Raw genomic sequence first — 20716 nt, 5'->3', positions numbered from 1 at the left:
AGTATCTTCTCGGCTTCAAGCTTTCACCTAGATAGCTAAGTTATGATGAGTTGCTGGCTCATCTGAACATATCTATCTTGAGCCTGGCGAACAGAGACTTAGAGTACTTACCCTTACTATAAGTACTTCAATTTCTTCATGTGTGAAGGTATTTGTGGATCATTTTTTGCAGGAGAAGTTCTAATATAGAGTTTCAACCTTATCTATGCTATACTAATCGCCACGAGATCGATTACTATGGGGTTATATGGTGGGGTCAGTATCTCTCTCGTGTCTAGATCGCCATTTTCCCTTTTGCATTCATAAAAATAACGGTGTAAGGGGAGGTTGCTCTAGCCCTTTCTATTTGCTCATGTAAAGGACTATTTCATGAACTTTGTTACTCATAATGCGATCGTGAATTTCATCTGGAACATCGCTGATGATGTATTGCGCGATGTGTATGTACGTGGTAAATATCGCGATGTGATTCTGCCAATGACGGTGTTGCGCCGCCTGGATTGTCTATTAGAACCAACGAAGGATGCAGTCCTGGCGAAGTATGATTCTCTCGAAACTTATGGTATTTCTCAGAAGGCTCCAGCGCTTACCACAGTTTCAAAGTATGTGTTTTATAATACCTCACGCTTTACCTTCAAACGCCTGCTTGATGAACCGAGTAAGGTTCGTGCAAACTTTGAGGCCTACCTCAATGGTTTCAGCGATAATGTACAGGTTATTATTGACAAGTTCAAGCTGCGCAATCAGTTGCAGACGCTAGAGGAGAGCAACCGCCTCTATCCACTCATTCAAAAGTTTGTTTCCGGTGATATTAATTTGAGTCCTGAGCCGGTGAAGAATGGGGACGTGGTTATTCAAGAGGGGCTAACGAACCGGGGAATGGGTTATGTCTTCGAAGAGCTTATTCGACGCTTCAATGAAGAGAATAATGAAGAAGCTGGTGAGCACTTTACACCACGCGATATTATCCAGCTGATGGCGAATCTGATCTTTCTGCCTATCAAGGATCAGATTAAGAGCACGACGTACCTGGTATATGATGATGCCTGCGGCTCGGGTGGTATGTTGACCGAAGCCGAAGAAGAGTTGAAGCTTCTGGCTGGCGAGGCGAACAAGAGCGTGGTTATCGAGCTGTATGGGCAGGAAGTCAATCCTGAGACCTTTGCTATCTGCCAGTCGGATATGCTCATTAAGGGACGTGATCCCGCCAATATCAAGTTTGGTTCAACGCTCTCCCATGACTATTTTCGCGGCATGGAGTTCGACTTTATGCTGGCAAATCCTCCTTATGGAAAATCCTGGAAGGTCGATCAGGAGGCGTTATTTGATAGCAAGAAGAAGTATATTACTGATTCACGCTATATCGTTAATGCTTTGGGAAATACTAATGAGCAGCTCTCACTGATGCCGCGTGTGAGCGATGGTCAGTTGCTCTTCCTGGTGAATATGTTGAGCAAAATGAAGCACGAGACACCGCTGGGGAGCCGTATCGCGATTGTCCATAATGGTTCGGCGCTTTTTACAGGTGACGCGGGCCAGGGCGAGAGCAATATCCGGCGCTGGATTCTGGAGAACGACTGGCTGGAGGCAATTATTAGCCTACCGCTGGACATGTTCTATAACACGGGCATCGCGACCTATATCTGGGTGCTCTCGAATCGTAAGCCCGAGCATCGCCGGGGCAAGGTGCAGCTTATTGACGCCTCCTCGGAGAAATACTATCGCAAACTGCGCAAGAACCTGGGCAAGAAGAACTGCGAGTTAACGCCTGACACAATTCAAGCCATAACCGAGCTCTTCCTGAACTGTGAGGAGACAGAGGATAGCAAAATTTTCGACAATGAGGACTTTGGCTACTGGAAGGTCACAGTTGAGCGTCCCCTGCGCCTTACCACTCACGTAACATCCGAAAAGTTGATGCTCTTCAAAACAAAAACTGACCCGCGCCTGGTTGACCTGGCGGAACGATTGTGGACCCTGCTAAAGAATGAACCCCACCACGACTGGAATGCCGTGTGTCGAATGCTGGAGACCGAGGCCAAGCAAAACTTTTTTCCCCTCAAGTCCAGAGATCTCAAAGTCCTGCGTGACGCCTTTACCGAGCGCGATGAAGAGGCCGAGCCAGTCATCGAGCGCCAGTTGCATGGAGCAATCTTCTACGAGGCTGATCCAGAGCTTCGCGATAGCGAGAACGTTCCGCTGAAAGAAGACATTGAGGAGTACTTCGAGCGCGAAGTAAAGCCTCATGTTCCCGATGCCTGGATCAATCACGAGAAGACCTTGAAGGGCTACGAAATCTCCTTCACCAAGTACTTCTATAAGTACCAACCGCTACGCAGTCTTGAAGAAATTACTGCTGACATCCTGGCCCTTGAGAATGAGACAGAGGGGCTACTTCATCAGATTGTCGCAGACGTGGAGGGAGCAGACTAATGGATGTCCTGGATACTACACCCACACAGGAAACTACCAGAGGGAAAGAGAAAAGATATTCTGCGTACAAAGCTTCTAATGTGGCATGGTTAGGAGAGATACCTTCTCATTGGGAGTTATTGAAAGGGAAAAGACTTTTTAAGCAGATGAAAAGGCCCGTCCGTGACAGCGATGAAGTTGTGACGGCATTTCGCGATGGTATAGTAACACTTCGTATCAATCGTAGAACAGAGGGCTTTACCAATTCAATGTTGGAGATTGGCTATCAAGGTATTCGCAAGGGGGATTTAATAATCCATGCAATGGATGCTTTTGCAGGCGCAATAGGGGTGTCAGATTCAGATGGTAAGGGAACTCCTGTATATGCGGTCTGTACGCCAATTAATAGCGCAAATCCTTATTATTACGCCCAAATTCTTCGTTTTATGGCTCATAGCGGTTATATTTTATCTCTTGCCAGAGGTATACGAGAACGTTCAACTGACTTTAGATTTGCAGAATTTGGTGATCTGGAACTTCCTGTTCCCCCTCCTGAAGAACAAAATGCCATCGTTGCCTTTCTAGACCGCAAGCTAGCTGAGATAGACCGCTTTATCGCCAAGAAAGAGCGGTTCATACAGTTACTCAAGGAGCAGAAGGCAGCCATTATCAATCGGGCCGTGACGCGTGGACTCGACCCGGATATGCCGATGAAGCCATCGGGTGTCGAGTGGCTGGGGGAGATCCCGGCGCACTGGGAAACTAAGAAACTCGGATTAATCTGTAATAGAATTGTTGATGGACCACATTTCTCTCCTAATTACGTAGATAGTGGAGTGATGTTTATATCAGCACGAAACATCAAAACTGATCGTTGGTCATTGGAAGATGCAAAATATATTTCGCCAGAAGATTATCAAGAGTTTTGTAAACGTGTTGTACCTAAAATAGGAGATGTTTTATATACAAAAGGCGGAACTACAGGAATTGCACGAGTAGTTGATTTAAAAATCCCCTTTAATGTTTGGGTTCATGTCGCTGTTCTCAAAATCAAACGTCAACTTGCAGATTCTTACTTTGTGGCCCATGCATTAAATAGTAATGCTTGTTACCAACAATCACAATTGTACACTCGTGGAGCGACAAACAAAGACCTTGGTTTAACAAGAATGGCAAATATAGTTATGCCTTGGCCACCACTAGGCGAGCAACATGAAATAGTTTCTTTTATCGATAAACAAGCAAACGTTATTAGTAATGCAATCACAAAAGCGGAGCGTGAGATCGAATTGATTAAGGAGTACCGCACGACGCTGATCTCTGACGTGGTTACAGGGAAGATCGACGTGCGCAGGGCAAGCGAGGAGAAAACACTGGTATGAGCTTCAGCGATACCTCGGAGACAGGCCTGGAAGCCATTATCGAGCAGAGCTTATTGGAGGAGGCGGGGTATCTGAAGGGGAGTCCAACGGAGTATGAGCGCACCTATTGCCTGGATACAGAGCAGCTCTTTGCCTTTTTGCAGGCGACGCAGCCGCTGGCTATGGATAGGTTGCGAGCGCGGCATGGGGCCAAATGTGAGACGAAGGTGCAGGAGCGCCTCGCCGCGCAGATCCGTGACCGGGGCGTCGTAGATGTCTTACGTAAGGGGATCAAAGAGGGGGCCGAGGAGCTCAAGCTGTATTATCAGCAGCCAGCCTCGCGCTTTAATCCCCAGGCCGAGAATGACTATGCCGCGAACCGCTTCTCGGTCACACGCCAGTTACGTTATAGCAGTGACCAGCGACGGCTGGCCCTGGATATGGCCATCTTTATTAATGGTCTGCCTGTCGCCACGTTTGAGCTAAAGAATCAGCTAACCAAGCAGAACGTTAAAGATGCCATCCGGCAGTACCAGAATGACCGCGATCCCAGGGAGCCGCTCTTCGCGCTCGGGCGCTGCCTGATCCACTTCGCCGTGGATGATAACCTGGTATACATGACCACTCACCTGCGTGGCCCCGAGACTGAGTTTCTCCCTTTTAACCAGGGACATGACGAGGGGGCCGGGAATCCTCTCAATGAGGATGGTATCAAGACGGACTATCTCTGGAAGCGTATCCTCACCCGTACGAGCCTGAGCCAGATCATCGAAAAGTTTGCCCAGGATACGGGACGCCAGCGCAAGGTTGAGCGAAAGGTAATTTTCCCCCGTCATCACCAGCTAGACCTGGTACGTTGCCTGCTCGCCGATGCACAGCAGCATGGTGCGGGGCGTCGCTACCTGGTGCAACACTCGGCAGGCTCGGGGAAGAGCAACTCTATCGCCTGGCTGGCGCACCAGCTCGTGGAGCTGACCGACGCGGAGACGGGTATGAACCGCATCTTTGATTCGATCATTGTCGTCACTGATCGCCGTGTACTGGATAAGCAGATTCGTGATAACATCAAGCAGTTCGCGAATGTAGCGGGTGTTGTCGAGGCCATTACGGAGGGGAGCCAGCAACTGCTCAAAGCCTTGCGCGATGGCAAGAAAATTATCATTACCACCATCCAGAAATTTCCCTTCATCATCAATGGCATCAAAGATATGGGCGATAAGCGCTTCGGCATTATCATCGACGAAGCCCACTCTAGCCAGAGCGGGCAGGCGGCGGCGAAGATGAATGTCGCTCTGGGCAAGGGTGAGGATACCGAGGATGAAGAGAGCCTTGAAGATAAAATTAACCGCATCATCGCTGAGCAGAAGCTGCTGACAAACGCCAGCTACTTCGCCTTCACCGCGACCCCCAAGAAGAAAACCCTGGAAACCTTTGGGCGGCGTAATCCCGAGAACGGTAAGTTTTACCCCTATCATGAGTATACGATGAAGCAGGCCATCGAAGAAGAATTTATCCTCGATGTGCTGCAAAACTACACAACCTACAACTGCTACTATAAGCTCTACAAAACCATTGAAGACGATCCACGCTTCGATACGCGCCAGGCGCAGAAAAAGCTCCATAGATATGTAGAGCAGCATCCCGAGGCCATCGCCCAGAAAACCAGGGTCATGATCACCCATTTCCAGGACGAAGTCGTCGCCAGGCGCAAGATCGATGGCAAAGCCAAGGCTATGGTCGTAACTAGCTCCATTGTGAGCGCGATCCGCTATAAACAGGCCTTTGATGAGTACCTGCGGGAGGTCAAAGCCCCCTACAAAGCCCTGGTGGCTTTTACCGGAGAGAAGAAAATCGGGGATCTGCCCTATAGCGAAGAGAGCATGAATGGCTTCCCCAGTGCCAGCATTCCCGACGAATTTGACAAGGATGAGTATCGCTTCCTGATCGTCGCGGAAAAGTTTCAGACTGGATTTGATCAGCCGCTCCTGCACACTATGTACGTCGACAAGCGGCTGGATGATGTCAAGGCGGTACAGACGCTCTCCCGCCTCAATCGTTGCTATAAACCCTGGAAGCAGGACACCTTTGTGCTTGATTTTGTCAACACGGCCGACCAGATCCGCGAAGCCTTTGAGCTATATTATAAGACAACCATTTTGAGTGAAGAGACAGACCTCAACCGGTTGAATGATCTACAAGATGCCCTGGATGCATTTCAGGTCTACACGCGGGAACAGGTAGAAAACTTAATGGAGCGCTTCATCAATGGCGCGGCCCGCGATACTCTGGACCCCATTCTCGATGCCTGTGCCGAAGTGTACAAGAATGATCTTGATACTGACCAACAGATTGATTTCAAGGCCAGAGCCAAGTCCTTTGTGCGTATGTACCAGTTCCTAGTGATCATTCAAGATTTCAGTAATCCATACTGGGAGAGCCTGAAAACCCTTTTGAAGCTTCTCCTCCCCAAGCTGCCCGCGCCCCAGGATGAAGACCTGGCAAAGGGTGTTCTTGAAAGTGTAGATATCGATAGTTACCGGGTCGAGCAGCAAGATACAGTACGACGGATCCAATTAATAGGAGGAGGTGAACTGGAGCCAACTCCTACAATTACACGCGTAGGGCAATATGAGTCAGAGATAGACATATTGAGTAACATTCTTAATGAATTTAATCAACGTTATAGCACCAACTGGACGGATGATGACCGGATTCGTCGGCTCCTCTTTGAGGAGATACCGCATGAAATCAGCCAGGATCAGGAGTATCAAAATGCCAAGAATGGTTCTGATCGGCAGAACGCGCGCATCACCCACGAAAAAAAGATGGTAAACAAGTTTCAGGAGATTATGGAGGATCATATAGAGCTTTATCGTAAGTTCACAGATGATCCTGATTTTCACACCTGGCTCTGTGATACCCTCTTTAAGATGGACTACGATAGTAAAAGAGCGAGCTAGGTCTGGAAGAGCTTGTAAACGGCAGATGATAAGTGTAAGGGGAAGTTCCAAGATGAGTCTTCATCTAGGGTGTGAGGAGAGCCACGCCTGACGATCTAGACGCTACCTGGAGAATAATCATCGCTCGGACAATGAGGCAGCCTATGAAACTTTCTTCCATGGGCAAATAGTGAAGAAGAGCCTGGTGCAAAAAGCTTGAGATTTTATCATCAATCTTTTTTATAGGCTTCGCTATGGCGAGCCACCTTTTTAGAGTGTCGAGGTGTGAGCTATGGACCCAACGAAAGAAGTACCTCCCATACCGCCAGGACATGAGCAGACGTCGTACCAAATACCACTTCCGCCGCCGCCACCGGCTGTATGGGTCGACAACCCCTATGATCCCTACTCGGTAGGCAAGAAGCATCAGCGTTTCTGGATATACGCTACTATTGCATCCCTTTGTATCCTCGGTTCTATCGGATTTATGGTTGCATCTTTCTCTGGAGTGTTGCACTATCCTCAGGGAGCGGCACCTGTACCTCCATCAGTAGCAACCACAGCCCCTTCTCAAGTTACTCAGCAACCCCCTATAACCCCTACTCCTACTGTCAAGACCGATTATACGGCTGATGATATCTTGCACGACTTAAATAATGCCGGGATTCACCCAAAGTTCGTACAGCGCAATCAAACTATCTGGAGCTGGAGCCAAGACCAGTATCAGACGACTTATCCATCAACCAGCTCGATCACATTTACAGATGACTCGGGTTGCACTGGCTACTGTTCTCCTGGTAACTTGGGGATTTGGGTATATGCAACGCCACAAATTGCACAACAAACCTACAATGAGGTGCAGCAGGATGGGATAAACGCGCAACTTACCCCGGCCACTGGGCCTACTTATTGGACATCTAACGGTTACATCCATGGTCGGTGTTTGCTTCTGGGTGGCGATCAAACTACTGTCTACGGTCAGGTGCTCACTGCCTACTGTGTGTAGGTAGTGAGATAAAGAGAGGCAGAGAACGACATGAGTGATATGAGCCCGACAGAGCATTGGTATGCATACGGGGATGAAAACGGTAATGGCCCGTGGAACGAAGATGTTGAGCCAGAGTATGAGGTTGGGTATTGCCAGAACTGCTATACCCAACTCCCGCTTCAACAAGCACTACGCGGGGCCTTGTTCTGCAGCGAGAAATGCAAGCAGACGGCAAACACGATTCGCTACGCGCGGGCGACCATAAAAGATGGTCGCTATAACGATCCGCTGGTACGCCAAGCCATTGAGATACGCATTGCATTGATCTTGGGTGGTGGCTATCCCGAAAAGGATCGCAAGCTCTCTCCTAAGCAACGAGAGACCATCTTTATACGAGACAACCATACCTGTCGCCTCTGTGGAAAGCCTGCCACAGATATCGATCATATCAATGGTTCCTCATCCAACCCCAGCAATCTCCAGGCGCTTTGTAAAGAATGCAACTCCGCCAAAGCAATAGCAAATTTTCGTCCAGCCACTCCTGAAGAGTCAAAGGAGGGCGAAGCCATATGGGAACGCATCAATGCCGAACAGCCGATGCAGCTATGCGACAACGAAGATAGATGGGTGGAAATCTACAAGGAGATCATGCAAGAGAATAGAGAGTGGGCTAACTCCTGGTGGCCATATCACATCTCATAGAGAAAGGTTTAAAGATGATAGATTGGTTTGGTTGCCCTATCCCTGAACCTGTGTCTGAAAGACCATAAAATGGTTCTCCCGCAGGCTCGATGATTCAGAGAACCGCAGATATGATGGCAATGATATGGCTCTGCATACGAAGCCCATTGCTCACATCGCTCGCTGGTTTTTGATTACTCACATCATCGAGCCTGCGGGAGAACCAAGTTATGAGTCAAATTACATGGAACAAGCCATGAGCAGTAGGCAGGATGTGCGACGCATTCATGAAAAGAGAAGGAGGAGGAGCAAGGGGTTATGGAAAACAGTACTATTTTTCTTTTTACTGCTATTTTTATCTGCTTTGCAGTTATTATTGGATTCCTTATCTATTTGCAAACCACGCTCGTTAAGTCTCGAAAGGATATAGAGGCAATGCATCGGGCCCTTGCTGAAGCTCGACAGGAAACGACGGCAATGCGCCGGGCTTTGACTGCCACACATGTTCAAGGCCAGTGGGGAGAGATGCAGTTACGACGTATTGTCGAACTGGCAGGGATGCTTCCCTACTGCGATTTTGAGCCACAAGTCACTTTATCTGGAGCAAAGGGTGGCCAGCGGCCCGATTTGCTTGTCAGGCTCTCGAATGGACGCACCATTGTCGTCGATGCTAAATCTCCCATTGATAGCTACATCCAGGCTCATGCAAGTCTAGATGATGCAACACGAGCAACGCACATGCGGCAATATGCGATACGTGTCAGAGGTCATGTGACTCAACTGGCAAACAGAGAATACTGGCGGCACTTTGAGCCATCGCCCGAATGGGTTGTGCTTTTGATTCCCAACGAAGGCATGTTTAGAGCCGCTGTAGAACACGATCCCCTTCTGCTAGACACGGCTATGCAGAAGCATGTCCTCCTCGCCTCGCCAGTCACACTCGTAGCCTTGCTCAAAGCAATGGCTTATGGCTGGCAGCAGGAAAATCGAGCTCGCAATGTCCAATCGCTCGTTGAGTACAGCCATACATTGCAACAACAACTCAAGGCATTCATCATACAATGGCGCAAACTTTACGGACAACTCAATGGTACAGTCGGCTCTTTCAATCAGTTGACCATGATCTATCAAAAAACTCTTTTTCCGGTGATCCAACAAATCTGCGACCTTGATGGAACAATCAATGCAGATGAGTATGATTTGTCTAGCACTCCTCCGCTTCAAGCTTCTAAGCCCGTGGAAGATGTACTCTCACCAACTGAAGAGCATTTAGCTGAAGACTGACACATATCTTGGAACTCCATCAGGTTTGGTGATGAGAGGAATATCTGAGCAGCAAAGCATGTTAAAACATGCCGCATGAACCTCACTGTGGCTGACCTCTGCTTCGTTGAACGCAGCTTTTGGGCTTTGTTTGTCCGGCTGCCCATGCTTTTCAGTCTCATCACCAAAATGTCGGGTGAATCGCGGATGAGCCCAGATCTCACACCAATAAAGCACAAGGCAGATTTAATAAACCCGCTTGGAGAGACAATATAGACGTGATAAGCAATGTAGAAAAATGACGGCAGTTTTGACGGCAAATAACATTGTATTCTATGGAATTTTGTGTAACATATAGGCAATTTGGAGGGCTGTAAAAGTGCTTAAAAACCAGTGTGGAAGAATGGAAGAGAATGCGAAAAGGGGAGCTAGAATAGTGATAGTATATCCACTTGAGGGTAGCACATCCCCTTGCATGAGTCATCCTGGTAGGAATACCGCCAGAAAAGTGGCTTATTACCAGTAAATAGGGAGAAAAAGTGACGATGCGGTGTGCTCATTCGTAGAAAGAGTAACGAGCCATCGTACTTTCCTTCGTTGCGGCGACTCGCCCCGGATATATTCGGGGTTTTACTGTTTTTAGTCATCCCATTTTTGCGAGACTAAGACCAGACTATAGCACAAGGAGAACTAATCTCAAATACTTTGAAGTATTGTAAAGCTATGATACCATAGGGGATGGTAGAAAAACAATAGCAGAAAACTCAGACACAAGGAACCCACTCAACGACGAGACGCAGTACAAAGAGGCACGCAGCCTGGTTCGTTGTGTCAATGAAAAGGGAACTTCCATGCACGACCTGGAAACGTTTTTTGGACCAAATGCTGGATATGTCCTTGAATTATATGAACGTTATCAACAGAATCCAGCAGCAATAGATGAGGCCACACGGGCCATTTTTGATTCCTGGTCTTCTACTGAGCAGCCTGTGACGACCGCACCCGTGGAAACACGTGCTCCCGCTCCTCAAGATCAAGGCAGAAATGTGGCTCATATTGTGGCCGCCAATAACCTGGCGCACGCGATCCGTGAGCGCGGGCATCTAGGGGCACACCTTGACCCATTAGGGAATGAGCCGCCAGGAGATCCTGCTTTGATGCTCGAGACCTATGGGTTAAGCGAATATGACCTGGCGCAATTGCCACCAGACATCATTGGCGGTCACTCCGCGGAGGGAGCCGCCAATGCATTAGAGGCGATCAATGCTCTGCGGGCGATGTATTCAGGATCAATTAGTTACGAGTTCGACCAGGTAAAAAGCCCTGACGAGCGTGGCTGGTTGCGCGATGCGGTGGGCCTGCATCTCTACCATCGCGAACCCTCGGGCGCGGATGCGCGCAGGCTGCTCAAACGGATGACGCAGGTAGAAGCCTTCGAGCGCTACTTGCACCAGGCATTTACCGCACAGAAACGCTTCTCCATTGAGGGCACCGATATCCTGGTGCCGATGTTGGATGAGATTATCTCTGCCGCGATTGATTCCGAAACCAAGAATGTAATGATTGGGATGGCCCACCGTGGCCGCCTGAACGTGATGGCGCATGTGCTTAACAAGCCATATGCAAGCATCTTCTCCGAGTTTACCCATGCGCGTCACGAAGAAGGTACGCCCCTTACCGATAGCTTTGGGTATGGGTGGACGGGTGACGTGAAGTATCACCTGGGGGCGGAACACGTCCTGGATGAAGGGGCATCAGTTGATCTAAAGGTCATCCTGGCTCCCAATCCTAGCCACCTGGAATTCGTCAATCCGGTGGTAAGCGGTATGGCACGCGCCTCACAAGAGATTCGCACCGTTTCTGGCTCACCACTGCTCGATGTCGACCACACGCTGGCCATTCAGATTCATGGTGACGCGGCCTTCCCCGGAGAGGGCGTGGTCTCCGAGACGCTAAATATGTGGCACCTGCGCGGCTACTGGGTTGGTGGCTCGATCCATATCATTGTGAACAACCAGCTTGGCTTTACCACCGATCCCGATTCCTCGCGCTCAACTCATTTCGCCAGTGACGTGGCCAAGGGCTTTGGCATCCCTATTATTCATGTCAACGCGGATGATCCCTATGCCTGCTTGACTGCTGTACGCATTGCCCACGCCTATCGCGACCGCTTCCATAAGGATGTGCTGGTCGACCTGGTGGGCTATCGGCGTTGGGGACACAATGAGGGCGATGAGCCAGCCTTTACCCAGCCACAGATGTATGAAATTATTCGCAGTCATCCGACTGCGCGCGAGCTGTTTGCACAACGTCTGGTCGAGCGCCAGATCCTGACGCAGGATGAGGCGCAGCAGATTTGGGATGAGGCCATTCATGAGCTAGAGCAGGCGAAGCGCGAAGCCGATAGCGGGGCGATTAAAGTTGAGCGTGTCGTCGATCAAGGCGATATGGCCCACTATCCCATCGATTTCTCGGTCCCCCCCGTTACCGCTGAGGTGCTGCAACGCTATAACGAGGAGCTCCTAAACTGGCCAAAGAGTTTTCATCCGCATCCTAAGCTGGAGCGCGTGATGCAGCGCCGTGCCAATGCGCTTGGACCAGAAGGTGGCATCGACTGGGGCCATGCCGAGGCGCTGGCCTTCGCGACCATCCTGGCAAGTGGAACGCCGATTCGCCTGACCGGCCAGGACAGCGAGCGTGGCACCTTTAATCATCGCCATGCCGTCCTGCATAGTAGGGAGGGCCACATGACCTTCCTTCCGCTACAGAAATTTCCCGAGGCTCGCTCCTCGTTTACGGTGTATAATAGCCCTCTGAGCGAGACCGCGCCCCTGGGCTTTGAGTATGGGTATAGTGTGCAGGCGCCCGATTCGCTGGTCCTGTGGGAGGCGCAGTATGGCGACTTCGCCAATGTTGCCCAGGTCATTATAGATCAGTTTCTGGCCTCGGGGCGTGCGAAATGGCGCCAGGACTCCTCCGTGGTGATGCTCTTGCCGCATGGCTATGAGGGAAATGGGCCAGAGCACTCGAGCGCACGCCTGGAGCGGTACCTGCACCTGGCTGCCGAGGATAACTGGCGTATCGCCAATTGCTCGACGGCGGCGCAGTACTTCCACCTCTTACGCTTGCAGGCCTATCTCCTCCCAAGCTATCCGCGTCCGCTGATCATCATGACGCCGAAGAGTCTCTTGCGTCATCCCCTTGCCTCATCGCGCTTAAGCGACCTGGTTGAGGGGTCGTTCCAATCGGTCATCAATGATCCACGCGCCAGTCAGGATCCCAAAGCTGTGCGCCGGGTTGTCTTCTGTAGTGGCAAGATCGCGATTGACTTGCTTTCACACGAGAGTCGTATGCATAATGAAGACACCGCGATTGTGCGTGTAGAGCTGCTGTATCCCTTCCCCAAGCGCTCATTGAAGCGAGTCCTTGAGGGGTATACCAATGCCAGCGAGTTCATCTGGGTGCAAGAAGAACCGCGCAACATGGGGGCCTGGGAATACATTGCTCCGCGTATACAACAGTTGTTGGGAGGCAAGGCCACGCTACGCGTGATCGCGCGCCCCGAGCGCTCAAGCCCGGCTGCCGGTTTCTGGGACATCCATGCTGCCGAACAAGAGCAGATCATTAAAGAAGCCGCGGGCGTATCAGTATCACAAAAAGAGACCGGAGGGAAACATGTCCGATGAGATTCGTGTGCCAATCCTGGGAGAGTCGATTGTCGATGCCACCATCGCAACCTGGCTCAAGAAAGAGGGCGATGCTGTCCACCAGGGTGAAACATTGGCCGAGCTAGAGACTGATAAAGTCAATGTCGAAGTCAACGCCGAGCAAGATGGCGTGATTCATAAAATTCTCAAGCGCGAGGGTGAGACCGTCCAGGTGGGTGAAGTGATCGCGTTCCTTGGACAGGAGGCCCAGGTCAGTGGTAAGGGGAGCAGCAATGGTGCCATTGCCACGGCTCCCGCGCCACAAAGCGAAGAGATCAAGCGCACGACCTCGCAGCCTTTAACATCCGCCGGGGAATCGCAGCGCCCACCATCGCCACTGGCCCGCCGGATCGCCGCCGAGCATAACGTCGATATTTCCCAGGTCAGGGGCAGTAGCCCGCATGGCCGGGTTACCAAAGAAGATGTCATGAGCTACCTGGAGGAGAGCTCCAGCCAGGCCGTTCCAGCCACGACAGCGGTATCCCCACAGACGACACCCGCGGCTCCCTCGCAGGCGGTACAGCCTGTGTTACCTCCGGCACAGCCCGCAGCGGATGCCTCACGTCGTGAGGAGCGCGTGCGCATGTCGCGCCGTCGTCAGACCATTGCCCAGCGCCTGGTCGAGGCCCAACATACGGCGGCCATGCTGACCACCTTCAATGAGATCGACATGAGTGCAGTCATGGATGTGCGTAGCCGCCGCAAGGAGGCCTTTAAGGAGCGCCATAATGTCTCGCTTGGCTTTATGTCCTTCTTTACCAAGGCCGTCGTGGGCGCGCTCAAAGCCTTCCCTCGCCTCAATGCCGAGATTCAGGGCAATGAAATGGTGCTCAAGCACTATTATGATATTGGGATCGCGGTAGGCGCGGAAGAGGGCCTGGTAGTGCCCGTGGTTCGTGACGCGGACCGCAAGTCCTTCGCCGCCATTGAGCGGGAGATCGGGGACCTGGCTAAGCGTGCCCGCACGAATACGCTTTCGCTGGCGGAACTACAAGGCGGCACGTTTACGATTACCAATGGTGGAACTTTCGGCTCGATGCTCTCTACACCTATCCTCAATGGGCCACAGGTAGGCATCCTGGGCATGCACAAGATTGAGCAGCGCCCCGTTGCCATCGATGGGCAGGTGGTTATTCGCCCCATGATGTATGTCGCGCTCTCCTATGACCATCGTATCGTCGATGGAAGTGAAGCGGTGCGCTTCCTGGTGAAAGTAAAGGAATTGGTGGAAGACCCAGAAGCACTTCTGTTGGAAGGGTAAGTTTTGTTGGATTTCTCTCGACAGAGTACGTTTCTATCTGTATAATCAAGGAGAAACAGGAACGCTTCAAAACGAGCGAAAGACTGTTTCAAGAGAGAAAACACAATGGGCGTTTTCTGTCGAGGGATGCCAGGTTCTTATGCGCTGATCTTTCTGGCGTAGTGGGAACCCACACCAGGCATCAAGTTTCGGATAACGGAGTTGTCAGGGGTATGCAACCAGAGAATATGTCTCCACGCCAGCCTGCTGGTCGTAACGAAGATGCGGGAGCACTCATTGGAAAGACACTAGGCCAATTCCGCATTGTAGAGCGCATCGGTGCTGGCGGAATGGCGGCAGTCTTCAAGGCATATCAGTCCACCCTGGATCGCTATGTAGCCATCAAGGTCTTGCCCGCCTATCACGCGCGCGACCCGATCTTTGTCAAGCGCTTTGTGCAGGAGGCACGCTCGGTGGCGAAACTGGCGCATCCTAACATCGTGCAGATTCATGACTTTGGCGAGCTTGAGAACATCACTTTCATCGTCATGGAGTACGTAGAAAGCGGTACGCTCAAGGACCGCCTCAAGGGTCCCATACCTGTGGCTGAGGCTGCGGATTTTATGATTCAGGCTGCTGAGGGCCTCGACTGCGCGCATCGCAATGGGATTATTCACCGCGATGTCAAGCCAGCCAATATGCTCCTGCGCAAGGATGGACACCTCCTGCTCTCCGACTTTGGCATCGCCAAGATTCTCGAAGGCACGACCAACTTGACTCGCGTGGGGACAGGCATTGGTACCCCGCAATATATGTCGCCTGAGCAGGGAACGGGCCAGGCCGTTGATCGCCGGAGCGATATCTACTCGCTGGGCGTCGTCTTCTTTCACTGCCTGACCGGGAAGGTCCCATTTTCGGCGGAGAACCCGCTCTCAATCACGCTCAAGCATGTGAATGATCCTCTGCCCATCGAGCGTTTGCAGGCCGAGAATGTACCTCCCGGGATCATTCAGGTCATCCAGAAGATGTGTGCCAAGTCGCCCAGTGATCGCTATCAGTCGGCGGATGACTTTATCTCCGCGCTGACCAGCACTATGGCGTCCTCAAACCTGTCGCTCTCTCGTTCCCGGCGGCTCTCTGGCCCCATGTCCTCGCCAGATCAAAGCTTCGTGCAGACGCCGAACTCGGGACAGCTGGCCTCTACGCCTGCCGCGAATATGCCAGCCCAGACGGTGACGTGTTTCCGCTGTGGCGCGCAGAATCCCGCGGCGCGCCTCTTCTGTACGACGTGTGGTGACGACCTGACGAATAAGCGCGCTATTATGGATCGCTATACAGATGCGAGCGGGCGGCCAGTGCTGGCACGCTTGACGCTCCAAAGCGGTCCCCTGGCTGGGCGTGCCTATCGTTTCCACCAGGATGTGACCAAGATTGGGCGCACCAATGGCTGCGACCTGGTCATCTCGGGGCGCACGGTCTCACGCCATCACGCACGCCTCTGGTTCGCCGAGGGACGCTGGTTCCTGGCCGATCTCAACAGCGTCAATGGCACCACGGTTAATAACATACGGATTCAACAGCCGGTGGTCTTAAATGATGGAGATGTCATCCATTTTGGGGATGAAGGCGTGGTGTTTAATATAACATATGGGCCGTAGTTTGCTGCCATAAGCAGGAAGGAAGATATGATGACGTCGATCAATCCACTGATTCAAGTTGCGCAACAATTGACGTTGGGTCCCGCTGTGCGTCAGAATCACGCGCTTGAACATGCCACGATTGTCTTACTGTCTCGTAAGTTTCCTGAAGTGCGTCTCTCTGGCATCTCCTTTGCCGCCGGTTTCTTTGTTTTTGGTGACCTCCCCACCGAGGCCATCCTACCCGCCGCCCAGGAGGCCCTCCAGCTCTTGCGCACCACCCAGCCCGAATTGGCGGTGCATGAGCGCTGTGGTACCAATCTGGCGGTCGCGGGTATGCTGACGGGCCTTTCGGCGATGGTGGTTTCCAAGATGCGCCGTCCCTATAGTACGGCCAACAACGCCATTCTGGCCTCGACGGCCGCCCTGGTCCTGGCTCGTCCCCTGGGCCTGGTCATCCAGCGCCATGTGACAACACAGACGCCCAATGGTTCGATGCGCATTCTGGAAATCAAGCCAACTACTGTGCTGGGAGCACCCGCGCATTTTGTGAGTACCGATAATCCAGAGGCCGCCAGGTTGTTCTCATAGAGAGGAAGAAAAAATCGTTGCAGCAGGAGAGCCTGAAGACGGAGACACAGCGTCATAATTTTCTGGTCGAGACGGACTGGCTGGCAGAGCATCTGCATGATCCGCATCTGCGCATCGTCGATATGCGCGGCTATGTCCGCAACATTGAGCGCGAGGGCCCTGATGGGACAAAGGTTCAGGACGCGCACTATGTCGGCGCGCGCGATGAGTATGAGCAGGAGCATATTCCGGGCGCGGTGTATATTGATTGGAGTAGCGACATCGTTGACCCGGATGACGCGGTAGAGGCTCAAGTGGCCCCGGCAGAGCGCTTCGCCGAGGTGCTGGGGCGCCTGGGGATCGGGGATCAACACCTGGTAGTTGCCTATGATGCGCACCCGGCCTCGCAGTTTGCGACCCGCCTGTGGTGGGCGTTGAACTACTATGGTCACACCCAGGTCGTGGTGCTCAATGGTGGCCTTCCCAAGTGGAAACGCGAGCAGCGCCCACTTACCTCAACGGTCCACACCTATGAGCCAACGAGTTTTACCCCCGTGACGCAGCCGCAATTGCGTGCGACGGCGCAAGAGTTGCTCGCGATGCTTGGACAGCAGGGGATGACCCTGGTTGACGCACGCGATACGGGTCAGTATAGCGGCCAGGTGAGACGTGGCGAGGGACGGGCTGGACATATTCCAGGAGCGCTCAGCCTACCCCGCGAGGAGCTCATCGATCCGCAAACAGGGACGTTCCGCAGCAACGAGGAGCTACAGCAGATCTTTACCTCGGCTGGCGTGGTGCCGGAGCAGCACGTCGTTGCTTATTGCAATGGCGGGGTAGCGGCCACCACGGTCCTGTTTAGCCTGGCGATGCTTGGCTATCCACGGCTGACCAACTACGACGGCTCCTGGAACGAATGGGGCAGTCGCGCCGACTTGCCCACAGAAATCTAGAGACCACAAACAACAATGGAAGAGCAAGAGAGAACGCAGAACACTGCCGAGGACCTGCTTGACGTACAGGGCGTCATGCAGGCCTTTGGCATTCATACATGGGAAAACCTCGGCCCAGCCGAGTTCTCCAACGACACAAGCCTGGGCCTGCTGGTCGGAATCGAAGGAAGGCGCTACATATTACGCGAGCGCCCCGAGAGTCCGATGGGACAGGATGAAGGGCACCGCTACGCCTTTCAGCGTTACCTGCGTGAGCAGGGCATTCCCTTGCCCGCGCTGCACCAGACGCCAGAGGGGGCGCCCTTTGTTGCCGTAGGCGAGGATTGCTTTGAGCTACAGGAGTGGCCTGAAGGCGAGCTCTTTAGCACGCTCAATCCACGCAGCTTTCAATGGTGCGGGTCCGCGGCTGCCATGCTGGGACGCTTACACCAGGCATCCAGCCGGTATCCGGGAGCGCAGTATCGCTGGCCAGCGGAGGCGCATATTGGCGCGATGGTCCAGAACTGGCTGGGACTGGCACGTGAGCGTGCGGACACATACGATAACCAGGCTATCGCCATGGCGCTGACCACCTGGGCGGAGCAGTGGGAGAAGATTCTGCCCGCCTCGATGATGGCGATTGGCGCAGGCAAGGATCTGCCCGAGTTCCATATTCACGGTGACTATCACGCGCTCAACCTGCGTTTCGATCCACAGGGGGTTACCTCTGTCATGGGTTTGGAGGCCTCGCGCTGGGAGAAGCGCATCTTCGAGGTCGCCTACGCCCTGTTCTACTTCTGCGCCCTCTCCTGGCATCCAGGAGAGACCCTGACGCCACCCCTGGTGAAGCGCGGCTTTGATCCGGAGCGCGCCCGCCAGTTTCTTGAGGCCTACGGCGAGGTCTTCCCGCCTGTGAAGGGCGAGGCTGCCCTCTTAGCGGACGCGCTGACGATTGTCGCGCCTATCGTGACGATCAATGGGCCGCTGGAGGATCTCTTCTTCGTGCAGGAGGAGTTCAGCGACACGCGGGTTGAAGGCCTGATGGAGCGCCTGGAGTGGGCCAATTCCCTACCCGCCTGGCTCAACCGCATCCGCCCGGCACTCCAGGAAATGTGGGCATAAAAGATTTAAAGATGGGGACGAAACGTCATGCGCCGCGTCCGTCAGCGGCGCATGACGTTTCGTCCCCATCTTGCACGCTGTATCTAAAAATATATGCTGTCTAGTGGTGGGTATTGCTTATGACAAAGACGGTAATGAGGGCGAGCAGGATGAGCGCGCCAAGCAAGACAGGCAAGAGAATGCGCAGGTTCAGTTGTGGCTCGTTGGAGCCTGTTGCGGCAGGTGGTGGCCCCTGGACAGGGGGAGCAGCTAGACGCTGGGGCACTTGAGGGTGTGGTTGTGGGCGCGTCTGTGGCGCCATACTCTGCTGTTGCTGCTGTGGGGCATAGACTCCCTGCTGTGCGGGCGCGGGTCTGGGCGTCTCTGTGCTGGCAGGTGCGGGCGTCTGCGCAATCGGTGGCAGAGATGGATTCGAGACGGCCTGCTTGAGCATCGTATTATTGGGCGCAAAGGAACCTTGCCCCCCTGCTTGCTGCCTCGCCTGGGCGGTACTCACGGAGTTGACGTTGGCCCTACTGGTCTGGGCTGGGATAACCGATGCTCCACAGTTGGGACAGGTTGCCGCGCCTGTAGGTAGCAGACTACCGCAGTGGGTGCAGGAGCGAGACTGTGTCTGTGGCTGTGGCGTGGATGCTGGTCCCGCCTGATCCGGGGCGGCTGGAATACGGCCATCAGCCACCATCTGATCATAGACGTCATCCAGGTCAGGCTGGGTGGTATGTGGATTCGGAGTTGCCTGCTTCACGGGCATGGGAGGCGGCGTTGGCAGGTGAGACATCACCATTTGCAGGTCATGCGCGAACTCCGCAACCGACTGATAGCGATCCTTGGGGCGCATCGCCATGGCGCGTTGAATCACCCGATTCAACTGCTGGAGCAGTTGCGGGGGAGGGCGCCAAGTTGCGCCACATGCCGCGAGTGGCGGGGGGCGGGCTTGCCCGGTTGGGAGACGCCCAGGCGAAACTGGCGCGCGGCCTGCGCTTCAGCGCTCTCTTCAGGTGGATTATTGGCCAGAACCTCTTGCAGCGAAGGGAGATCAGGACGCCCCTGCTGGATCGACTGGTTGCGAATAGAGACGCTGGGTGGCTCATGCGTTGTCAGCGCGAAGAAGAGCGTGCCCCCCAGGGCGTAGGTGTCGGAGCGGACATCAGTGCCTGTACCGCCTGGATATTGTTCTGGTGGCGCATAGCCGGGCGTACCCTGGTGGCGAATAAAGAAGAGCGTGCGCGCTCCGTCAGCGGAGGCCTTGGCGTTGCCCAGGTCGACCAGGATCGCCGTCCCATCGGGCATAATGCGAATATTATCAGGCTTGATATCGCGATGGATGATCGGCGGACGCTGGTTATGGAGAAAATGTACCGCGTCACAGATGGCAAGCAGCCAACCAGTAACACGTGCGATAGGGATCACCTCGCCGCGCTGACGCGTCAGGCGGACCAGGTCGGTTAAATCGCTTCCTTCAATGTAGTTGAGGACGATATAGTAGCGTCCGCGCTCCATAAAGGCGTCCAGGAAGGCAGGCAGATTGGGATGATGCAGCTGGCTGAGCACGGCGGCTTCATGGCGCAACTGTTCCTGTCCACTCGCGCCAGTAACCAGATATTCTTTGACCGCACAGAGATTGGTGTTGGTAATATTGGTTCCCAGGTAGACATGTCCGAAACCACCACTCCCCAGAACGCGCTCAATACGGTACCGTCCGTGGAGTATGGAACCTGATGGAACTGTTTCTATCATAACAAATAGTCTCCCCCGATGTCTGCCGAACAGTACCTGCCTTGTAAGCACTTAGAGGTAGGCGTGGTCCCCAAAAGTTTGCCTGCTCCGCTTACCATATTGTCTGGCCAAGGTGCAATCGCATTAT

The 20716-nt window shown here is 53.1% G+C and carries 13 protein-coding genes; 11 read left to right on the top strand and 2 right to left on the bottom strand.

Features of this window, described 5'->3' with window-relative positions; translation table 11 throughout:
* Positions 1–369: 369 nt before the first annotated feature.
* The 11 genes from KTE_RS01775 (at position 370) to KTE_RS01725 (ending at position 18852) form a co-directional block, all read left to right on the top strand.
* A complete protein-coding gene (locus KTE_RS01775; RefSeq protein WP_201377861.1) occupies positions 370–2433 on the top strand; it encodes a class I SAM-dependent DNA methyltransferase in 2064 nt (687 codons plus the stop codon).
* On the top strand, positions 2433–3794 hold the full coding sequence (locus tag KTE_RS01770; RefSeq protein WP_201377859.1) for a restriction endonuclease subunit S: 1362 nt from the start codon (positions 2433–2435) through the stop codon (positions 3792–3794). The genes KTE_RS01775 and KTE_RS01770 overlap by 1 nt, the downstream gene beginning before the upstream one ends.
* Positions 3791–6733, top strand: a complete 2943-nt coding sequence (locus tag KTE_RS01765) for a type I restriction endonuclease subunit R (RefSeq protein WP_201377857.1) — start codon at positions 3791–3793, stop codon at positions 6731–6733. The genes KTE_RS01770 and KTE_RS01765 overlap by 4 nt, the downstream gene beginning before the upstream one ends.
* Positions 6734–7748: 1015 nt before the next feature.
* Positions 7749–8402, top strand: a complete 654-nt coding sequence (locus KTE_RS01760) for an HNH endonuclease (RefSeq protein ID WP_201377855.1) — start codon at positions 7749–7751, stop codon at positions 8400–8402.
* A 297-nt stretch (positions 8403–8699) separates the two neighbouring features.
* Positions 8700–9665, top strand: coding sequence for a DNA recombination protein RmuC (locus KTE_RS01755; protein ID WP_201377853.1), 966 nt, complete (start codon positions 8700–8702; stop codon positions 9663–9665).
* A gap of 830 nt (positions 9666–10495) precedes the next feature.
* The gene (locus KTE_RS01750) at positions 10496–13330 is read left to right on the top strand and encodes a 2-oxoglutarate dehydrogenase E1 component (protein ID WP_201377851.1); all 2835 of its coding nucleotides are present in this window, start codon (positions 10496–10498) and stop codon (positions 13328–13330) included.
* Positions 13320–14612: a 2-oxoglutarate dehydrogenase complex dihydrolipoyllysine-residue succinyltransferase gene (odhB, locus tag KTE_RS01745; RefSeq protein WP_201377849.1), complete on the top strand. Its 1293-nt coding sequence runs from the start codon at positions 13320–13322 to the stop codon at positions 14610–14612. Before KTE_RS01750 ends, odhB begins: the two co-directional genes overlap by 11 nt.
* A gap of 212 nt (positions 14613–14824) precedes the next feature.
* On the top strand, positions 14825–16249 hold the full coding sequence (locus KTE_RS01740; protein ID WP_201377847.1) for an FHA domain-containing serine/threonine-protein kinase: 1425 nt from the start codon (positions 14825–14827) through the stop codon (positions 16247–16249).
* A gap of 27 nt (positions 16250–16276) precedes the next feature.
* The gene (locus KTE_RS01735) at positions 16277–16819 is read left to right on the top strand and encodes a DUF6391 domain-containing protein (RefSeq protein WP_201377839.1); all 543 of its coding nucleotides are present in this window, start codon (positions 16277–16279) and stop codon (positions 16817–16819) included.
* A 17-nt stretch (positions 16820–16836) separates the two neighbouring features.
* On the top strand, positions 16837–17751 hold the full coding sequence (locus KTE_RS01730; protein ID WP_201377838.1) for a sulfurtransferase: 915 nt from the start codon (positions 16837–16839) through the stop codon (positions 17749–17751).
* A 15-nt stretch (positions 17752–17766) separates the two neighbouring features.
* Positions 17767–18852, top strand: a complete 1086-nt coding sequence (locus KTE_RS01725) for a phosphotransferase enzyme family protein (RefSeq protein ID WP_201377836.1) — start codon at positions 17767–17769, stop codon at positions 18850–18852.
* Positions 18853–18952: 100 nt separating this feature from the next.
* Here the strand turns inward: KTE_RS01725 and KTE_RS01720 are convergent, their stop codons facing one another.
* Both KTE_RS01720 and KTE_RS01715 read right to left on the bottom strand, forming a co-directional pair.
* Complete coding sequence (locus KTE_RS01720) at positions 18953–19711, bottom strand: zinc ribbon domain-containing protein (RefSeq protein WP_201377827.1); 759 nt, start codon at positions 19709–19711, stop codon at positions 18953–18955.
* Between the two features lie 5 nt (positions 19712–19716).
* Positions 19717–20589: a serine/threonine-protein kinase gene (locus KTE_RS01715; protein ID WP_201377825.1), complete on the bottom strand. Its 873-nt coding sequence runs from the start codon at positions 20587–20589 to the stop codon at positions 19717–19719.
* Positions 20590–20716 lie beyond the last annotated feature (127 nt).

Source organism: Ktedonobacter sp. SOSP1-85 (assembly GCF_016587415.1).
GTDB lineage: Bacteria > Chloroflexota > Ktedonobacteria > Ktedonobacterales > Ktedonobacteraceae > Ktedonobacter.
Note: the sequence above shows the minus strand (reverse complement) of the source record. Positions and strands in the feature narration are given on the sequence as shown.